Annotated in this window: 15 protein-coding genes; 10 read left to right on the top strand and 5 right to left on the bottom strand. The window is 39.7% G+C overall.

Annotation, left to right across the window (positions count from 1 at the left end):
* Positions 1 to 55: 55 nt before the first annotated feature.
* The 7 genes from ccoN (at position 56) to OQX63_RS18050 (ending at position 6,758) form a co-directional block, all read left to right on the top strand.
* Complete coding sequence (gene ccoN / locus OQX63_RS18080; protein WP_265852225.1) at positions 56 to 2,197, top strand: cytochrome-c oxidase, cbb3-type subunit I; 2,142 nt, start codon at positions 56 to 58, stop codon at positions 2,195 to 2,197.
* A 3-nt stretch (positions 2,198 to 2,200) separates the two neighbouring features.
* Positions 2,201 to 2,383 (top strand): hypothetical protein, encoded by a 183-nt coding sequence (locus tag OQX63_RS18075; RefSeq protein ID WP_265852224.1) that lies wholly within the window; start codon positions 2,201 to 2,203, stop codon positions 2,381 to 2,383.
* Positions 2,370 to 3,338, top strand: coding sequence for a cbb3-type cytochrome c oxidase N-terminal domain-containing protein (locus OQX63_RS18070; protein WP_265852223.1), 969 nt, complete (start codon positions 2,370 to 2,372; stop codon positions 3,336 to 3,338). The genes OQX63_RS18075 and OQX63_RS18070 overlap by 14 nt, the downstream gene beginning before the upstream one ends.
* Positions 3,322 to 4,698, top strand: a complete 1,377-nt coding sequence (gene ccoG / locus OQX63_RS18065; protein ID WP_265852222.1) for a cytochrome c oxidase accessory protein CcoG — start codon at positions 3,322 to 3,324, stop codon at positions 4,696 to 4,698. Before OQX63_RS18070 ends, ccoG begins: the two co-directional genes overlap by 17 nt.
* Before the next feature lie 143 nt (positions 4,699 to 4,841).
* On the top strand, positions 4,842 to 5,270 hold the full coding sequence (locus OQX63_RS18060; RefSeq protein ID WP_265852221.1) for a FixH family protein: 429 nt from the start codon (positions 4,842 to 4,844) through the stop codon (positions 5,268 to 5,270).
* On the top strand, positions 5,267 to 5,968 hold the full coding sequence (locus tag OQX63_RS18055) for a sulfite exporter TauE/SafE family protein (protein WP_265852220.1): 702 nt from the start codon (positions 5,267 to 5,269) through the stop codon (positions 5,966 to 5,968). The genes OQX63_RS18060 and OQX63_RS18055 overlap by 4 nt, the downstream gene beginning before the upstream one ends.
* Before the next feature lie 448 nt (positions 5,969 to 6,416).
* Positions 6,417 to 6,758: a hypothetical protein gene (locus OQX63_RS18050; protein WP_265852219.1), complete on the top strand. Its 342-nt coding sequence runs from the start codon at positions 6,417 to 6,419 to the stop codon at positions 6,756 to 6,758.
* A 342-nt stretch (positions 6,759 to 7,100) separates the two neighbouring features.
* Here the strand turns inward: OQX63_RS18050 and OQX63_RS18045 are convergent, their stop codons facing one another.
* Positions 7,101 to 9,485 carry an outer membrane beta-barrel protein gene (locus OQX63_RS18045; protein ID WP_265852218.1) on the bottom strand — a complete coding sequence of 795 codons (2,385 nt, stop codon included), beginning with the start codon at positions 9,483 to 9,485 and terminating at the stop codon, positions 7,101 to 7,103.
* A 232-nt stretch (positions 9,486 to 9,717) separates the two neighbouring features.
* On the opposite strand from OQX63_RS18045, the gene OQX63_RS18040 reads away from it, so the two are divergent.
* Both OQX63_RS18040 and OQX63_RS18035 read left to right on the top strand, forming a co-directional pair.
* Positions 9,718 to 11,049: a sensor histidine kinase gene (locus tag OQX63_RS18040; protein ID WP_265852217.1), complete on the top strand. Its 1,332-nt coding sequence runs from the start codon at positions 9,718 to 9,720 to the stop codon at positions 11,047 to 11,049.
* A complete protein-coding gene (locus OQX63_RS18035; RefSeq protein WP_265852216.1) occupies positions 11,036 to 11,728 on the top strand; it encodes a response regulator transcription factor in 693 nt (230 codons plus the stop codon). Before OQX63_RS18040 ends, OQX63_RS18035 begins: the two co-directional genes overlap by 14 nt.
* Positions 11,729 to 11,754: 26 nt before the next feature.
* On the opposite strand, the gene OQX63_RS18030 is transcribed toward OQX63_RS18035, so the two are convergent.
* Positions 11,755 to 12,126, bottom strand: a complete 372-nt coding sequence (locus tag OQX63_RS18030; protein ID WP_322974474.1) for a helix-turn-helix domain-containing protein — start codon at positions 12,124 to 12,126, stop codon at positions 11,755 to 11,757.
* 101 nt (positions 12,127 to 12,227) lie between these two features.
* On the opposite strand from OQX63_RS18030, the gene OQX63_RS18025 reads away from it, so the two are divergent.
* Entirely contained in the window at positions 12,228 to 13,205 is a 978-nt protein-coding gene (locus OQX63_RS18025; protein ID WP_265852215.1) for an NmrA/HSCARG family protein, read from the top strand.
* 59 nt (positions 13,206 to 13,264) lie between these two features.
* Here OQX63_RS18025 and OQX63_RS18020 read toward each other — a convergent pair whose 3' ends face one another.
* Genes OQX63_RS18020 through OQX63_RS18010 form a run of 3 tightly spaced genes read right to left on the bottom strand, consistent with a single transcriptional unit; the run spans position 13,265 to position 16,456 of the window.
* A complete protein-coding gene (locus tag OQX63_RS18020; RefSeq protein WP_265852214.1) occupies positions 13,265 to 13,801 on the bottom strand; it encodes a hypothetical protein in 537 nt (178 codons plus the stop codon).
* A 29-nt stretch (positions 13,802 to 13,830) separates the two neighbouring features.
* Positions 13,831 to 14,460: a response regulator transcription factor gene (locus OQX63_RS18015; protein ID WP_265852213.1), complete on the bottom strand. Its 630-nt coding sequence runs from the start codon at positions 14,458 to 14,460 to the stop codon at positions 13,831 to 13,833.
* Entirely contained in the window at positions 14,453 to 16,456 is a 2,004-nt protein-coding gene (locus OQX63_RS18010; RefSeq protein ID WP_265852212.1) for an ATP-binding protein, read from the bottom strand. The genes OQX63_RS18015 and OQX63_RS18010 overlap by 8 nt, the downstream gene beginning before the upstream one ends.
* Positions 16,457 to 16,544: the final 88 nt, after the last annotated feature.

Raw genomic sequence — 16,544 nt, 5'->3', positions numbered from 1 at the left:
CTCTTGGTTGCAGGATACCTTTGGTGTACAAAACATACAAAATTCCGCTTCTATTATGCAGCTAGAAAAATTTACTTACGATAACAGGACTGTCAGAAACTTTGGCATTGCCACCCTGGTTTGGGGAATTATAGGGATGACTGTTGGACTGCTTGTTGCCATGCAGCTTTTTAAGCCAGCAATGAACATGGGCAACCAGTACACCACTTTTGGCAGGATCAGGCCCTTGCACACCAATGCCGTGATTTTCGCTTTTGTGGGAAACGCCATTTTTATGGGCGTTTATTATTCGCTTCAGCGTTTACTTAAGGCCAGGATGTTTAGCGATGTGCTCAGCAAGATTCATTTTTGGGGCTGGCAACTTATTATCTTATCGGCCGTAATTACCCTTCCGCTGGGTTTTACCACCTCACACGAATATGCTGAACTCGAATGGCCCATCGATATTGCCATTACCGTTATCTGGGTGGTTTTCGGCATCAACATGTTCGGTACCATTATTAAAAGGAGAGAGCGCCATCTCTATGTGGCGATATGGTTTTACATTGCCACTTTTGTTACCATCGCGGTATTGCATATTGTAAACTCTTTTGAGCTGCCCATTTCTTTTATGAAAAGCTACTATGTGTATGCAGGCGTTCAAGATGCATTGGTGCAATGGTGGTATGGGCATAATGCTGTGGCATTTTTCCTCACTACGCCTTATTTAGGTATGATGTATTATTTCCTGCCCAAAATGGCTGGCCGACCTGTTTACTCCTATAAACTGAGTATCCTGCACTTTTGGTCGCTTATTTTTATCTACATCTGGGCCGGTCCCCATCACTTATTATACACCTCATTACCGGGTTGGGCACAATCATTAGGCGTTGCTTTTTCCATCATGTTAATTGCACCAAGCTGGGGCGGTATGATCAACGGTTTGTTAACGCTTCGTGGCGCCTGGGATAAAGTACGAGAAGATGTGACACTAAAATTTATGGTGGTTGCCCTTACTGCTTATGGTATGGCCACTTTTGAAGGTCCTTTATTATCGTTAAAACAAATTAATGGGGTAGCCCACTTTACCGATTGGATTGTAGCCCACGTACATGTTGGCGCTTTGGGCTGGAATGGCTTTTTAACCTTCGGCGTACTGTACTGGTTAATCCCTCGTATTTATAAAACAGAACTTTATTCTAAAAAACTAGCTGGCTTCCACTTTTGGATCGGTACTTTGGGTATCCTCTTTTACGCCATCCCGATGTATTGGGCAGGTTTTACCCAAGGATTGATGTGGAAAGAATTTACACCTGAAGGTTTATTGAAATATCCTAATTTCCTGGCTACAACCTTGCAGATTATTCCAATGCATGTTCTACGCTCCATTGGCGGTGCACTATATCTAACTGGGGTAATAGTCATGACCTATAACCTGGCCAAAACCATGCTGGGCGCTAAACTGGTAGCTAATGAGGCTGCTGAAGCGATGCCTTTAACCAAAATTGTAATAGATAGCAATCCTGCAGATAAAGCCTGGCATAGGGTACTGGAACGTAAACCAATGAAATTCATGGTATTATCGTTGATCATTATCCTGATTGGAGGAATGGTAGAAATGATGCCAACTTTCACCATTCAATCTAACGTACCCACCATTGCAAGTGTAAAACCATATACTGCGCTTGAGTTGCAGGGCAGGGATCTGTACATCAGAGAAGGTTGTGTAAACTGCCATTCTCAAACGGTTCGACCTTTCCGTTCAGAAACCGAACGTTATGGTGAATATAGCAAGGCAGGAGAATTTGTTTACGATCACCCTTTTTTATGGGGCAGTAAACGTACCGGACCAGATCTTCACCGCGTAGGCGGAAAATATTCTGATGCCTGGCATTACAATCACCTGGTTGATCCGAGCTCAATGTCGCCGGGAAGTATTATGCCACCATATCCGTGGCTTATTGAACAACAACTGGATATCAGCACCACTGCAAGTAAAATAAGGGCTATGCAAACATTAGGCGTTCCTTATCCCGAAGGTTATGATAAACATGCCAATGAGGATTTAAAAATACAGGCTGAAAAAATTGCATTAGACCTGAAGCAGAACAACATCAAAGTTAAAAGCGACCGTGAAATTGTAGCCATTATTGCTTACCTGCAACGATTGGGTACCGATATTAAAGCCAATAAAGAAACCATTCCTTCAAATCAATAAAATATGTTTAATCAGATTAAAGATTTAGCTGGCGGCGAAATATACCTCGTTACCTCTCTGCTTATGTTCATGGTGTTTTTTGTAATTGTTGGTGTTTACCTCTTCAAATTAAGCAAAAACCATATCAAAACCATGAGCGAAATCCCTTTTCAAGACCATAAAACAAACCCATATGAAGAAGATTAAACTAATGTTATTTTTACTGTTTTTATCGGCGGCAAGCTACGCTGCTGAACAAAAAACAGCAGAAGCTATAGTACCTTCTCAGCCTGGGTTAGGACTTAGCCAAACTGAAATACTCATTATACTGCTTTTGCTTTTTGCATTGGTACTGCTTTTTGTTTCGCTAACCTTACTCAATGCATTTAAGGTCATGTATCAGGAACAGTTAAACCCTACTAAATATAGCGGACCTGTAAAGGAGGAGGCACTCGATTACGATAGCTGGTTGAAACAAAAAACGGTAAAACCTTCTATATGGGCAAAATTATTAAGTTTAAAACCCATTGAAGAAGAAAAGAACCTGGTGATTGATCATGCTTATGATGGCATTAAGGAGCTCAATAACCCGGTACCGGCCTGGTTCAACTTCCTGTTTTTTGGTACGATGATTTTTGCCGCAGGTTATCTCTTTTATTACCACATTGGGGGTTACGGTGATCTGCAGGATAAAGAATATGAAAATGAAATGGCTAAAGCGCAGGTAGAGAAAGCATCATATCTCGAAAAATCAGCTAATACCATTGATGAAAACTCCGTAAAGTTTGATGATACGCCAACGGTACTGGCAGATGGAAAAACCATATTTAATGCAAATTGTGTGGTTTGCCATGGAGATAAGGGGCAAGGCATAATTGGCCCTAATTTAACCGATGATTACTGGTTACATGGAGGCGGAATTAATAATGTGTTTAAGACCATTAAATATGGCGTTCCGGAAAAGGGAATGATTAGTTGGGAGAAAAACCTTAATCCTAAACAGATCAGTGCTGTGGCTAATTTTATATTGTCGTTAAAAGGAAGCAATCCAGCGGGTGCCAAAGCTCCTCAAGGAGAAAAATACGAAGCGAAAGATTTAAAAGACAGTGAGATGAAAGCAGCAAAGGACAGTATAAACCAAGCCGATGTTATCAAAAAATAAACCGGAAAGCAAGAGCAGGGGCAGAAATTTCATTTACCCTAAAAAACCGTCGGGTAGATTGTACAACTACCGCAAATGGGTAAGTTATGTACTGCTGTTATTTTTGTTCTCCTGTCCGTTTCTAAAACTTAACGGCGAGCAATTGGTGCTGCTGAATTTCATCGAAAGAAAATTTGTTTTCTTTGGGTTGATTTTTACCCCACAGGATTTTTACCTTTTTGCACTGGCCATGCTCATCTTTATCATCTTCATTGTATGTTTTACAGTGGTATTGGGCAGGCTATGGTGCGGATGGGCCTGTCCGCAGACCATTTTTATGGAGATGGTGTTCCGTAGGATAGAGTACTGGATTGAGGGTGATGCCAGTAAACAAAAGAAACTGGATGAAGGTCCCTGGAACATCGAAAAGATATGGAAAAAAGGAAGCAAACATTTTATTTTCCTGTTCATCTCTTTTGCTATTGCCAATACCTTTCTGGCTTATATGATCGGCTCTGATGTGCTGTTTAAAATCATCACCGAGCCCATTGCGGATCATGTTTCAGGTTTTATATCCATCTGGCTATTTACTTTTATATTTTATGGTGTATTTGCTTACGTGCGCGAAGTGGTGTGTACCGTAATTTGCCCTTATGGCAGGCTTCAGGGGGTACTGCTTGATAACCAGAGCCTCGTAGTAGCTTACGATTTTACCAGGGGCGAACCTCGCGGACGTTTACAGCGAAATACACAAGAGCACAAAGCAGGCGATTGTATCGATTGTGGCCTCTGTGTGCAGGTTTGTCCAACCGGGATCGATATCCGCAAGGGAACACAACTTGAATGTGTGAACTGTACCGCTTGCATTGATTCGTGTGATGAGGTGATGCTAAAAATAGGCAAACCCAAAAACCTGATCGGTTTCTTTAACCAGGATTTTATTGCAGAGCGGAAATCTTATAAAATTGGATTAAAATCTTACGGTTATGCTGCGGTTTTATTCATTGTATTAATGGTTTTCTCTTCGCTGATTTATAAAAGAGAAAACATCCAGACCACGGTTTTAAGAGCGAGCGGCACTTTATATCAAAGCAGGGGAACGGATAAAACCAGTAACCTATACAATGCAGAGTTGGTGAACAAAACCAATAAGGAGGTGAAATTTACTTTCAGGTCGCAGGATAGTAGTGATCAGATCGATTTTATTCAGCATGCAACTGTTTTACCAAAAGAAGGTACTGTGCACCTCACTTTCTTTCTGATCAGGAAAAATAATTCGATTAAAAAATATAAAACAGATGCAGTTTTCGAAGTGCTTGCCAATAGCGAGGTTTTGAGTACTGCAACAACAAGTTTTTTCGCACAGCCGGGAAACGAATGATTGAACGAGAGATTGATTGAATGATAGAGTGATAAAAAAAGAGAATGATTGATTAAATATCGAATTGTTAAATCTGCAATTTGTCTAAACATTCACTCATTCAAAAAGCTCTCATTCACTCATTAAATTAAAAAACAAAACGTATGAACTGGGGAACGAAAATAGTAATGGGGATGTTTGCATTTATGCTGTTTATTGTGGGGATGGTGATTTACATGTTCCATATGCATGGCAGAGATGCCCTGATCGAAGAAAATTATTACGAAAAGGGAATCAATTACAACTCGGAATATGATGCCAAACAAAATGTAATACAGGATGATGCTAAACCTAAAATTACCATTACCAATACCCAGTTGGTAATACAGTTAAAAGACAGTGCGCAATATGAACTGGTATTGATGCGGGCCGTCAACAGTGATGATGATGTTAAAATGAAAGGAAATACAACCGGAACTTCTCATCTTATCCTGGTAGATAAAACAAAAATGGCCAGAGGGATGTGGTTTATGAACCTTTCATGGCATGCAGAGGGCAAAGCATACCTGTTTAAAAATAACATTACCTTATGACAGGATATTTGCCATTGGCATTTTTAATGGGACTGTTTGGAAGCCTCCATTGTGCAGTAATGTGCGGCCCCATTATGCTGGGCATGCCCTTCAGAAAACAGGATTTTCTTTCAGGTGCAGTTCAGCTTCTGTTATATCAACTGGGTAGAATTGCAGTTTACACCATTTTAGGTATACTTGTGGGGACATTAGGAAACAGCATACGGTTATTTAGCAATCAGAAGATATTGAGTATAATCATTGGTTCGGTATTAATCCTATTCACCGCCTTACAGTTTAATAAACGATATCGAAACCGTTTTTCAAGGCTTCAGTTAAAGGCAATGAGCCCGCTGAGCAAATTAATGGGTAAGGTATTCAATTTAAAATTATGGGGATTGTTTGCAGGTATGCTTAACGGCATTATCCCCTGTGGAATGGTTTACCTGGCCCTGGCAACGGCATTAAATACGGGCAATGTTCAATCAGGTGCTACTTTTATGTTTCTTTTCGGCCTTGGCACCACACCATTAATGCTCATGATCTCGCTTGGGGGAATTTTTTTGAAAAAATACATCCGTTTTAACACCAATAAGCTAATTCCCTGGCTAATGTTTTTTATGGGCGCTTTACTCATTATGCGCTCTGCCGATTTGGGCATTCCATTTTTTTCTCCCAAAAATACGGGCGGCTACGGGCATTCGATAGAGTGCAGGTAGATAAGTTTGGAGTTGGGAGTTTGGCGTTTTGAGTCGATTAACCGATTGAATCATGAACATATACTAGCGCAAGTCTTAGCGGTTAGGATAATGTGGGCTGGCTGACTTGTGCTTTTGAGGTTTTGAGTCGATTAACCGATTGAATCATGAACATATACTAGCGCAAGTCTTAGCGGTTAGGATAATGTAGGCTGGCTGACTTGTGCTTTTGAGATTAAGCTTTTATATTTAAGTATGAGTACAAAATATAAGTTTCATGATCCAACAGAAATATATTTTGTTTCTGTTGCTGTTGTGGGTTGGATTGACGTATTTACACGAGCTGTTTATAGAGATTTTTATTAGAAAGTTTATCTTACTGTAGAAAAGAAAAAGGACTTAAGCTCCATGCCTGGGTAATTATGAGTAACATGTCCATCTAATTATAAGTAGTAAAGAAGGATATTTGTTGCCTAATATTATTCGCGATTTAAAGAAATATTCGGCCTTTAGGATTTTAAAGGAAATAAAAGAGAGCATGACCGAAAGCAGGAAGGAATGGATGCTCTACTTATTTTCGAAAGCTGGGCAACAAAATAACAATAATAAAAATTTTCAGTTTTGGAGACAGGATAACCATCCAATAGCGTTAGATCCATATCTCGACATGTTTGATGAGCGGATTAATTACCTTCATAATAACCCAGTTGAGGCTGGAATAGTGGCAAATGCCGCTGACTATTTGTACAGTAGTGCTATAGATTATGAAGAAGGGAAGGGACTGATTGAGATTGACCTGTTAATTAGCTAAATTTCAAGTTTGGCATGGCACTAAGAATTTTTATAGAATTGGAGTAAAGTATGGATAGAGATTGATTTAACAAAAGCACAAGTCAGGCCATGGCTTAGACCCGACGCGCTAAGACTTGCGCTAGAATCGGGGAAGGGACTGATTGAAATTGACCTGTTAACTGGCTAAAGTCCAAGTTCGGCATGGCACTAAGGATTTTTATAGAATTGGAGTAAAGGATGGATAGAGATTGATTTAACAAAAGCACAAGTCAGGCCATGGCATAGGCTGGAGGCGCTAAGACTTGCGCTAGAATCGGGATTTGCATGAACCAATGACCAGTGAACTAATGAACATAATTCATTACTGCGTGCGTTTCTTCTCCTCCTCACTTGCCGAAGTCCGTTTCCTGGCTGCTGTAGGATTACCGCCCAGCCGGTACGAGAAACTTAAAGTAGTACTGCGTGTATCGCTTTTCTCGTAAAAACCATTGCGTTGATTTTCATAATCAACATCAATACGGTAGGCATTTCCATAAAAAATATCGCTTACAGCCAGCCTTAAAGTTCCTTTACCTTTTAACAGACTTTTGCTCATACCTGCACTCACATCATAAAGTCGTGCAAGCTTGTAAATGCCTTGTATGGTAGGAGAAGAATACCAGGCGCTGATTTCTGCTTTCAAACCCTGAGCTTTGTTTAAGGTAAAAGCATGGTTAGAACTCAAGTAAATCCCCCAAACATGGTAATCGTAGCGTGCTTGTAAATATCCCGACTTTTCCTGGCGGTAGGAACCCTGTGCATAATTGTTAATTTCCCACCACTTGGCTGCTTTGATTGGAAAAGATGCTGAAAAACCGATCTCCTGGCTTAAATCTAGATTTCTTTGGGTATCATAAAAAAGTTTTGATATGTTGTTCTGTACCGTAATGTTACTAAAATAATCAACCACCCGCCGTAGGTAAAATGAAATGTTATATTGCTGTTTGTAGGTATAACCCAGTTCGCCATTATATATAAAAGCAGGTTGCAATGCCGGGTTTCCTTCCAGGTAAGTATAGGGACTGGTGTAAGATTTAAAAGGGTTAAGTCTCCAATATTCAGGCCTGTTGATCCTCGAATTATAAGTGAGGTTTATTTCATTGTCCTTATTCATTTTATACGCCACAAAAAGTGTTGGGAAAAGCTTAAAATAGTTGTTTTGGTTATTGGTGTTTAATACCATCGATTGGCCATTTGTTCGGGTGTACTCGCCGCGCAAACCGACTTCAAAGCTCCATTTACCCACATCTCCACTAATACTGGCGTAAACAGCCGATACATTTTCTGCATATTCAAAACGGTCGCTGCGGTTTGGTTTTAATTCTGGGCCGGTGGCCCGATTGTTATAAAAATCAAAGCTGTTGCGCGTACGGATACTGCTGTATTTCAGGCCTGATTCAAATGTCCATTTCTTCCAGAATTTATCAGTATAATCCAGTTTTCCCGAATAGATATCGATATTCTGGTTAGATGGAGTAAAGATGTGGTAATTGTCAGGAAGTAGATTGCCGTTGGCCAATGTGCCATAAGTATCTACCTGCTGGCTGTTTTTGTTCTGATAAGGTACATAATCCAGATCCACGTTGATATTCCGTCCATTGGTATCTAATTTAATCTTGTAGTTAAGATTGAAACTATATTGATTGGCTTTCCCATTGGAAACATTTTGGGTATTAAGGATAGAATCTGGTCGTGCTGAGTGGTTGTTCACGATAGTCGTTAATGTACTATTTGGTCTGCTGTTCGCGCCATTGTAGCCATTTATCAATATCCCGATCACCTCTTGATCAGTAAGATTATAATCGGCACCAAGTTTATAACTATTGGCATTACCCAAACGTATGCCCGATTTTTCATTCCTCCAATCGGCATAATTTTCTGGCGTATCGAAGATAACATATTCGCTTTCGGTATGGTCTTTTTTACGTCGGCTATAACCATAACTACCATACACATTTAGCTTGTTTTTCCGGTAATTAAATACCGTACTCGGATTGTAGCTGCTATACGTAGATTGTGTATAACCACCTGAGAGTATCACGTTATAGCCATCACCTTTTGGTTTTTTAGAAATAATATTGATTACCGCACCGCCCTGTGCATCATATCTGGCAGTAGGATTGGCTATAATTTCTATTTTAGCAATATTGTCTGAAGGCAGACTGCGGAGATAAGCCGCCAGATCTTCGCCAGATAGCCTGATGGGTTTATCGTCCATATAAATGACTACGCCCTTGTTGTTGGCGGTTATCCCGCCATCAAACTTCGTTTGTACACCCGGTGCTTTACCCAAGGCATCCCATACCGTCGTGCCAGTGGCTACAATGCTATTTTCGACATTAAATATTACCCGGTCTATTTTTCTTACAATAACTGGTTTTGAGGCCGATACTGTTACTTGATCCAATGTTTTGTCGTCACTAACCATCACTATTATGATTGAATCTATTGGTAGATTAAGCGTTTTACTCATTTCCTTATAGCCAACAGCCTTAAGCATTAAAACATAATCGCCTTTTAACGGCTGCTGAAAACTGAACAAACCATTTTTTGAAATCTGAACCGCTAGGGTAGAGTCTGCATGGCGAAGGCTAATGGTTACCCCATCCACGGTTGCTCCATTTTTATCGGTTACCAAACCTTTGTGCAATTGAGCAGAAACCATTAATGGCAGGCAGAAGAATAGGAGTAAGGTTAACTTTTTCATGTTCCAAAACTAATGGCTAACCATGTAAAGCAAAGTTAAGCTCGGTTAATTAAGGTTAAATCTTCAGCTTATACTTCCATTGATAAAATGATTTGTTCATTTTAGGAGAATGAAATGGCTGAGGTCTAAATATGTTTTTCCATTAGCGGTGATCACACTGATCATCAGCCTTTGCTTGCAATGTGCGTGGATAAGGCAATTGTATCTGGCGCAAAAAAAATCTGTTGCTATAATGCTCGAATCTATAGTTAGTGATGCTTCGAGGCAGATAACCTACCGGAGCATCGCTAGAGGACACGAAAAAAGTATCCGTTTCCAACAGTTTTTCCTTTCTCAGGAGTGGTTGGCACTAAGGCAGGCCTTTGATGAGCTAAAGGTTGACAATTTGCGAAGCCAGTTCCATTACGGGATTACCAATGATAGCTCGGTAGTAGAAATGAAAATGTCGTTTCTGAATGATGCCAAACTGAAATTCGATCGTAAATCTTCAGCTGTCACAAATGGGAAATCACAACGGGAAGTTTCATTGCAAGATCAGCGAGACCTAAAGGTAATGGATAGTTTGGTAAACCGTCGGCTAGATCAATTGGGTTGGCATACCAATAGAAATTATGCACTTTACGACTATTCGGATGGAAGATTGGTAAAAGGACAGCAGTCTGCTCAAACAGCTTCTTCTTTCGTAAGTGGTAAATATACCTATAACCTTAAGTTTCAAAATAGGTATCAACTCATTATTCCATCCATTGTTTGGTTGATTGTTTTTCAGATGCGATACTACCTGATATCATCTTTTCTAATGCTTTTCCTTACTGCTGTAGCCTTCTACCTGCTCATCAGGCTGATGAAAAATCAACAGCTTTATGCGCAGGCGAAAATGACTTTTACCAGTAATATGACTCATGAGCTGCAGACACCAATTTCGACGATCTCAGTTGCCCTTGAATCCATTAAAAAATATCATTTAATAGATCAGCCTGAAAAACTGGAGAATTATATTAACATAAGCACTCACGAACTGCAGCGTTTGCAGGCTATGATCGAAAAAGTACTTAAGCAGGAGCAAATGGACCTTGGAGAAACTCAATTACAGTTTAGCCTGATTGATGTTCAACCGATACTGCAACAGGTAATTTATGCTATGGATGTGCAGATACGGGAGAAAAATGCATTACTCGTATTTTTGCCGTCTGATGAACCATTATTTATCAAGGGTGATGCCATGCATATTTCTAATGTTTTTTATAATCTGATTGATAATGCATTGAAGTATTCTCCGGCTCATGCTAAAATTGAAGTATCTTTAAGTATTGCTGATCGTCAATTAACGATCAGTTTTAAAGATAATGGTCCGGGGATAAATGAAATTTACCAGCAGCAGGTTTTTGAGCGCTTTTTCAGGATTTTTAACCAGGATAATATACACAATGTGAAAGGCTCGGGACTTGGCCTTCATTATGTAAAACAAGTGGTGGAGCTTCACGGCGGACGGGTTGCGCTGCAGAGCAAAATAGGAAAGGGAAGTAATTTTATGATCATTTTACCATTGTATGAAGAAAATTAAAGTTTTGTACGCGGAAGATGAGCCTTTTTTGGCACGTATTGTTTTCGATGGCTTAAGCAGTAGCGGTTACGAGGTAAATCTGGCTTTGGATGGACAACTGGCCTGGATGCAATTTCAGGAAAATAAACCCGATATCTGTATACTCGATATTATGATGCCGCAGAAAGATGGCTATACTTTGGCTGCCGAAATCAGGAAATCAGACCCCAATATTCCCATTATATTTTTGAGCGCAAAGGCCCTTACCGAAGATGTGGTGATGGGCTTTAAAAGCGGAGGGAATGATTATCTTAAAAAGCCTTTTAGCATTGATGAACTGTTGGTGCGCATGGAATCGCTTTTAAAAAGATTCGGTCATACGCAAAAGGATGAAACGGCAATGGTTAGAAAATACGAGTTCCGCAGTTGTGAACTTGATGCGCTTACCCAAAAGTTAAAAACATCTGTAGGCGAATATTCACTTTCATATAAAGAAACCATTTTGCTCGAATTATTATTGAAAAACCGCAATAACATTTTGGAACGTGAGCATGCGTTGATCAAAATTTGGGGTGAGGATAGTTTTTACAACGGCCGTAGCATGGATGTTTTTATGGCGCACCTGCGCAAGCTCTTAAAAACTGAACCCGAAATCCAGATCATGAGTTTAAGGGGAGTGGGCTATAAGCTGATCTGTTGATTGTGGTTATATCAAATTAAAGCTATTTAAGCCTTAACAAACTCACCATACTCACCAACAACATGGTTACCCCAGTTTGTAATGGCGTCCAGGACAGGAAGAAGACTATTCCCAAAGTCAGTTAAACTATAAACAACTTTAATAGGTGGCTTTTTGCCATATACTTTTCTGTGTATCAAACCATCTTTTTCCAACTGTTTTAATTGAAGGCTTAGCGTCATTTCGGTGATAGATGGCACTTCCTTACGAAGTTCATTATATCTTTTAGGTCCGTTTTTTAAATGATAAAGCATAACAGCTTTCCACTTCCCACCAATTAAATCCATGGTAAGGCTTACCGTACAAGGGTATGTTTTGCCTTTTAGTTTAACATAATCACCTACACATTCTGTTTTCATCTTCAAAATTTAACCCTATCTATTTTGATAGTTATTGCAAATGTATCGCACTAAAATTAGTTTTGCAACTAAAATAATTATAGTATAAAATAAAAAAGGAAATGTCATATCCATCAACAGAAAATAAGACCACTTTACAAGTTGAAAAACCGCTCATCATCATCGTTGGCATATTGGGGAAACAGGGTTATAGTGTAGCCCGTACGCTACTCGCAAGCGGCGCTTACCGGATACGGGGTATAACCCGCCGGCTTGATGCTCCGGAAGCCATTAAGCTGGCAGAACAAGGCGTTGATCTCATAAGTTTACCACTTAACCCTGGGTATAAAAAAGAGTTTACACAAGCATTCCGTGGTGCTGACAGCATTTTTCTAATGACGCCGAACATTGCCCCGCCAGCTAGCTACGAATTTGATTTGGGTAAAGAACTGGCAGATGCTGCCGTTGAAGCTGGCGTAAAACAGATCATTTTCAGTAGTTTAGAAAATGTAGATAAGTTAACGGGTGGAAAATTGTTCGCCCCGCATTTTACAGATAAAGCCAGAATAGAAGAATATATCCGCACGCTGCCTGTTAAAAGTTCATTTATCTATATGGCATTCTTTTTTACTAATCTAATGGAATTTTATAACCCTCAATTAAAAGGTGATACGCTTGTATTTCCGATTTATCTACCGAAAGATTTTGCTGCGCCTTTCGTAGATCCGCTTACTGCAACCGGACCTGCCGTTTTAGAGATTCTTTCAAATCCAGATAAATATTCAGGCAAATCCTTACCTGTAATCGGCGATATCATTACTCCCCAGGAAATGGTTGATACCTTTACTAAAGTTACAGGTATAAAAGCTGAATACAGTTCTGCATATAAAAGGCAGGAAATGCTCCGGTATTTCCCCGAATTTGCTTCAAATGATGTTTTGTTGAATGAGATTTTAGGCATGGCAGAATTTGCCGTAGAATATGGTTACTTCATTAACGAGCGTGACCTGCAATGGAGCCGGCAGATCAATCCGCAGACTCTAAATTGGGAAGCATTTTTACGCACAACCAACTGGAAAGGGCAGAAACTTATGTATTAAAAAAAAATAAGCGAATTTTCAATGAAAATGTGAGTAAATATAGAAACTCATATCTAAAATCAGTTGACGGCAGAACCGATGATCTCATTTGTTATCGATAAAAATTTAAGCAGGTTTTTACTATCAAAAAGAAGGGTGATAAAACGATCGCCTTTCTTAAAAAAAAGTCTTGTGCCTCCAGGATATTCGTAACCCTCATCAAGCTTCTCTTTCTTGATTTTGTACTTGCTGAATTTTAACATACTTTGTTGAAGAGTGGTTCTGTTCATCACTAAATTAAAAGGCAAGCCTTCCACTACAATAGGTCTATCATCTTTAATAATAAAAAACATTTCATCTATAGTTCTATCTTCTTTAAGACTACAATAGAGTTCCAACCCTGATTTGCTTAGCCACTTTGCATAGGGCTGCTCGTTAGCATCCTCATAAAATACCGTTTTTACACCTAATATTGCCGAAATCTTCTTTGGAGTTTGAGGGAAAATAAATTCCTGGTTTTTGTTTAAAAGGGTATTAAGTCCAGCATTTTGCTGTGCAAAAGAAAATAGTGCTAAAAATTGAAAAAACAATATTAATCGGTATGCGACTGTATTCATAATATTATAACGAGTTATTGATCAATAATTTACAATAATTGTTGTTGGTGTGCAGCAGCTATCAGTTCGGCCACATTTTTGACTGCAAATTTCTGTATCAGGTTTCTGCGGTGCGTATCTACAGTCAGCGGACTTAAAAATAGTTCCTGGGCAATATTCTGACTGGTTTTTCCTTCAGCCAGAAATGATAGTATCTGTTTTTCCCTTCTGGTGAGCTGTGGCGTATTGCGCAACTGGTTTTTGGTTGGTCGGCTGATAATTTCGACGACTTCCTTACTGTAACAGATATTTCCTGTTACAGCTGATGCAATACACTGCCTAAGCTCCTCAAGAGAACTGTTTTTAAGCAGGTAGCCACTTGCACCGTTTTGTATAGTCTGCATAATAATACTTCGCTCGGTATGGTTACTGAGGATAAGTATAGTAGTTGCAGAGAATTGAGCTTTGATGATCTGGCAAAGTTCCATACCACCTATATCTGGTAGGGTAACATCAAGCAGTATAAGATCTACAGGGTTGCTATTTAAATAAGAAAGCAGCTGTGCGCCATTTGAAAAGCCACCAACAACCTCTAGGTTATCTTCATTTTTAAGCAAGGCCTTCAGTCCTTCAATAACAATGGGATGGTCATCTACTATAACCGTACGGAGTTTATTCATTGATATTGGTTTTAAGTTCTATATCTATACTGGTTCCTTCGCCAGGAGCAGAGTGAACTTCAAATTTTCCTTGCAAAAATGCGATACGGTTTTTCAGATTATCCAGTCCCATACCTGTTTTATCAGCAAGTGTATCCATATCGAAGCCACGCCCGTTATCTTCAAAGGTAATAAAAATGGTATTTTCATTTTGGCTGCACTGCAGTATAAGGTTGTCTGCATGGGCATGTTTGATCGCATTAGAGATAAGTTCCTGTACAATTCGGTAAATATTCAGCTGCACATTCATCGCAATATTTTTTTGAATGCCAAACATTTCTGAAGTGATGAGCAAACCCTCACGCATATAAAATTCGCAAAGGTCTTTTAAGGCGGTTTCAAGACCAAACTTCAATAAAGTCTCAGGTACCATGTTGCGGGCAATGCGGCGCAGTTCTGTAACCGAGGTGTCCAGCTGTCCGATAATGCGGTGAAGGTCTTTATCTCCGGACATGCCTGGCTGTGTATCTGTCCAGCCGGAAAGCCCTATTTTAACTCCTGACAGCATACCACCAAGTCCATCGTGAAGATCCCTTGCAACGCGTTCCCTTTCAAGCTCTTCACCTTCAAGCATGGCTTTTGTAATCTTGAGCTGTTGCTTTTTTTCCATTTCGCTAAGCTGTTGCTTGTAATTAATCTCCTTTTGTTGGGCAAGTTTGCGTCGGCTCCGGGCTGTGAGCAGAACGAAAACGAGTAAAAGGAGCAGGAAAAGACATCCCAAACCAAATATAAGTCTATACAAGCGGTCATTACGGGCATTAAGCTGTGCCTGCCTGTTTTCTGATTGCAGGGCCTGTATTTTTTGCTGGTTTCTTGCGCTTCTGTATTTTGTCTCCAGCTCATTGATCTTTACTTTTGTCTGGTCGTTGTTGATGCTGTCATTGGTCTGCCTGTATTTGTTCAGCCAGTGGTATGCCTCTTTATAATCCCTTAACTTTTCGCTCATTTTCGCCAGTTCCGAATAAATCTGTGCCCTGTCATTCATTTTGGCGGTCAAAGTTCCTTCCTTAACAATATCCAGTAATATCTGTCGGGCTTCGGCATATTTTTTCTGCTGCTGATAGATATCATATCTGCGAAAAAAAAACTGTTGGTAGACTTGCTTCTGGTTATACTTTTTAGCCAGAGGAATCCCCTTGTCTATACTCGCAAGTGCCTTATCGTATAACGTTTTGGTGGAGTAGTAAAGTGCCTCATTATAATAGTATATCGGATAGTTTAAAGAGGAGGGGTATGGCTTCAGCAGCCGTTGTGCTTTTTGCAGAAGTACCTGGGCTTTGTCGGTTTTGTTGTCATAACAATAGATGCTTACCCCTGAAAGATAGGAAAACAACAGATCGGTAGAACCAGGGTTTTTGGTTTCCAGTAAGGCGATGGCTTTTTCATTATAGGCCGTCGCTTTTGAAAACTGGTAGTTGTTCATCAGGATAGTGGCGAGCTGCGTATAATAGTAAGCGATGCGTGCCGGATCTCCCGTTTTTTCTATAATAGGAATAGCTTTTTCCAGGGTTATTTTAGTCATAAAACCATAGCCCATTTTGTCTACATTCATCAAGGCATAATTAAACCATGATGCAGCCCGCTTTGCATAGGCGATTTTAGTGTTGAATGGAGAAAGTGCTTCTGCAGCTTTTTTAAAAGCATCTGATGCCTTCGCTTTGTTCCAGTTGAAATAATACTGCCCTTTAGAGAAAAGTGCCAGTGCATTTAAAAATTTATCGTTTTTAGCGGCAGCTGTACCTGCCTCCAGGTAGGCTTTACTCTTTAAGGTGTCTTTGTATTTCCAGTATTCTACCAATAGAAAATTGGTGCATGCTATTGAACTATCTGAAGTTTTTTTCTGTAGAATGTGCTGAAGGCTATCAAGATAATGCTGCTCATTCAGCGGAACCTGTTGTTGTCCAACAGATTTAAATGAGATCAAAATCAATATCAGGAATAAAAAAAATCGGGTCATGCTTAAAAATTACATTTATTCTCCTGTCGAAGATCAGGTTATCTTTCCGGTAGGCAAATTTACTTGTAAATATCAGACATAATTTCCT

Origin of the sequence: Pedobacter sp. PF22-3 (assembly GCF_026239555.1) — a bacterium.
Lineage (GTDB): Bacteria > Bacteroidota > Bacteroidia > Sphingobacteriales > Sphingobacteriaceae > Pedobacter.
Note: the sequence above shows the minus strand (reverse complement) of the source record. Positions and strands in the feature narration are given on the sequence as shown.

Excerpts from the sequence above, each read along its gene's own strand:
- ccoN (WP_265852225.1), top strand. The coding sequence starts at position 56 with ATGCAGCTAGAAAAATTTACTTACGATAACAGGACTGTCAGAAACTTT.
- OQX63_RS18075 (WP_265852224.1), top strand. The coding sequence starts at position 2,201 with ATGTTTAATCAGATTAAAGATTTAGCTGGCGGCGAAATATACCTCGTT.
- OQX63_RS18070 (WP_265852223.1), top strand. The coding sequence starts at position 2,370 with ATGAAGAAGATTAAACTAATGTTATTTTTACTGTTTTTATCGGCGGCA.
- ccoG (WP_265852222.1), top strand. The coding sequence starts at position 3,322 with ATGTTATCAAAAAATAAACCGGAAAGCAAGAGCAGGGGCAGAAATTTC.
- OQX63_RS18060 (WP_265852221.1), top strand. The coding sequence starts at position 4,842 with ATGAACTGGGGAACGAAAATAGTAATGGGGATGTTTGCATTTATGCTG.
- OQX63_RS18055 (WP_265852220.1), top strand. The coding sequence starts at position 5,267 with ATGACAGGATATTTGCCATTGGCATTTTTAATGGGACTGTTTGGAAGC.
- OQX63_RS18045 (WP_265852218.1), bottom strand. The coding sequence starts at position 9,485 with ATGAAAAAGTTAACCTTACTCCTATTCTTCTGCCTGCCATTAATGGTT.
- OQX63_RS18040 (WP_265852217.1), top strand. The coding sequence starts at position 9,718 with ATGCTCGAATCTATAGTTAGTGATGCTTCGAGGCAGATAACCTACCGG.
- OQX63_RS18035 (WP_265852216.1), top strand. The coding sequence starts at position 11,036 with ATGAAGAAAATTAAAGTTTTGTACGCGGAAGATGAGCCTTTTTTGGCA.
- OQX63_RS18030 (WP_322974474.1), bottom strand. The coding sequence starts at position 12,126 with ATGAAAACAGAATGTGTAGGTGATTATGTTAAACTAAAAGGCAAAACA.
- OQX63_RS18025 (WP_265852215.1), top strand. The coding sequence starts at position 12,228 with ATGTCATATCCATCAACAGAAAATAAGACCACTTTACAAGTTGAAAAA.
- OQX63_RS18020 (WP_265852214.1), bottom strand. The coding sequence starts at position 13,801 with ATGAATACAGTCGCATACCGATTAATATTGTTTTTTCAATTTTTAGCA.
- OQX63_RS18015 (WP_265852213.1), bottom strand. The coding sequence starts at position 14,460 with ATGAATAAACTCCGTACGGTTATAGTAGATGACCATCCCATTGTTATT.
- OQX63_RS18010 (WP_265852212.1), bottom strand. The coding sequence starts at position 16,456 with ATGACCCGATTTTTTTTATTCCTGATATTGATTTTGATCTCATTTAAA.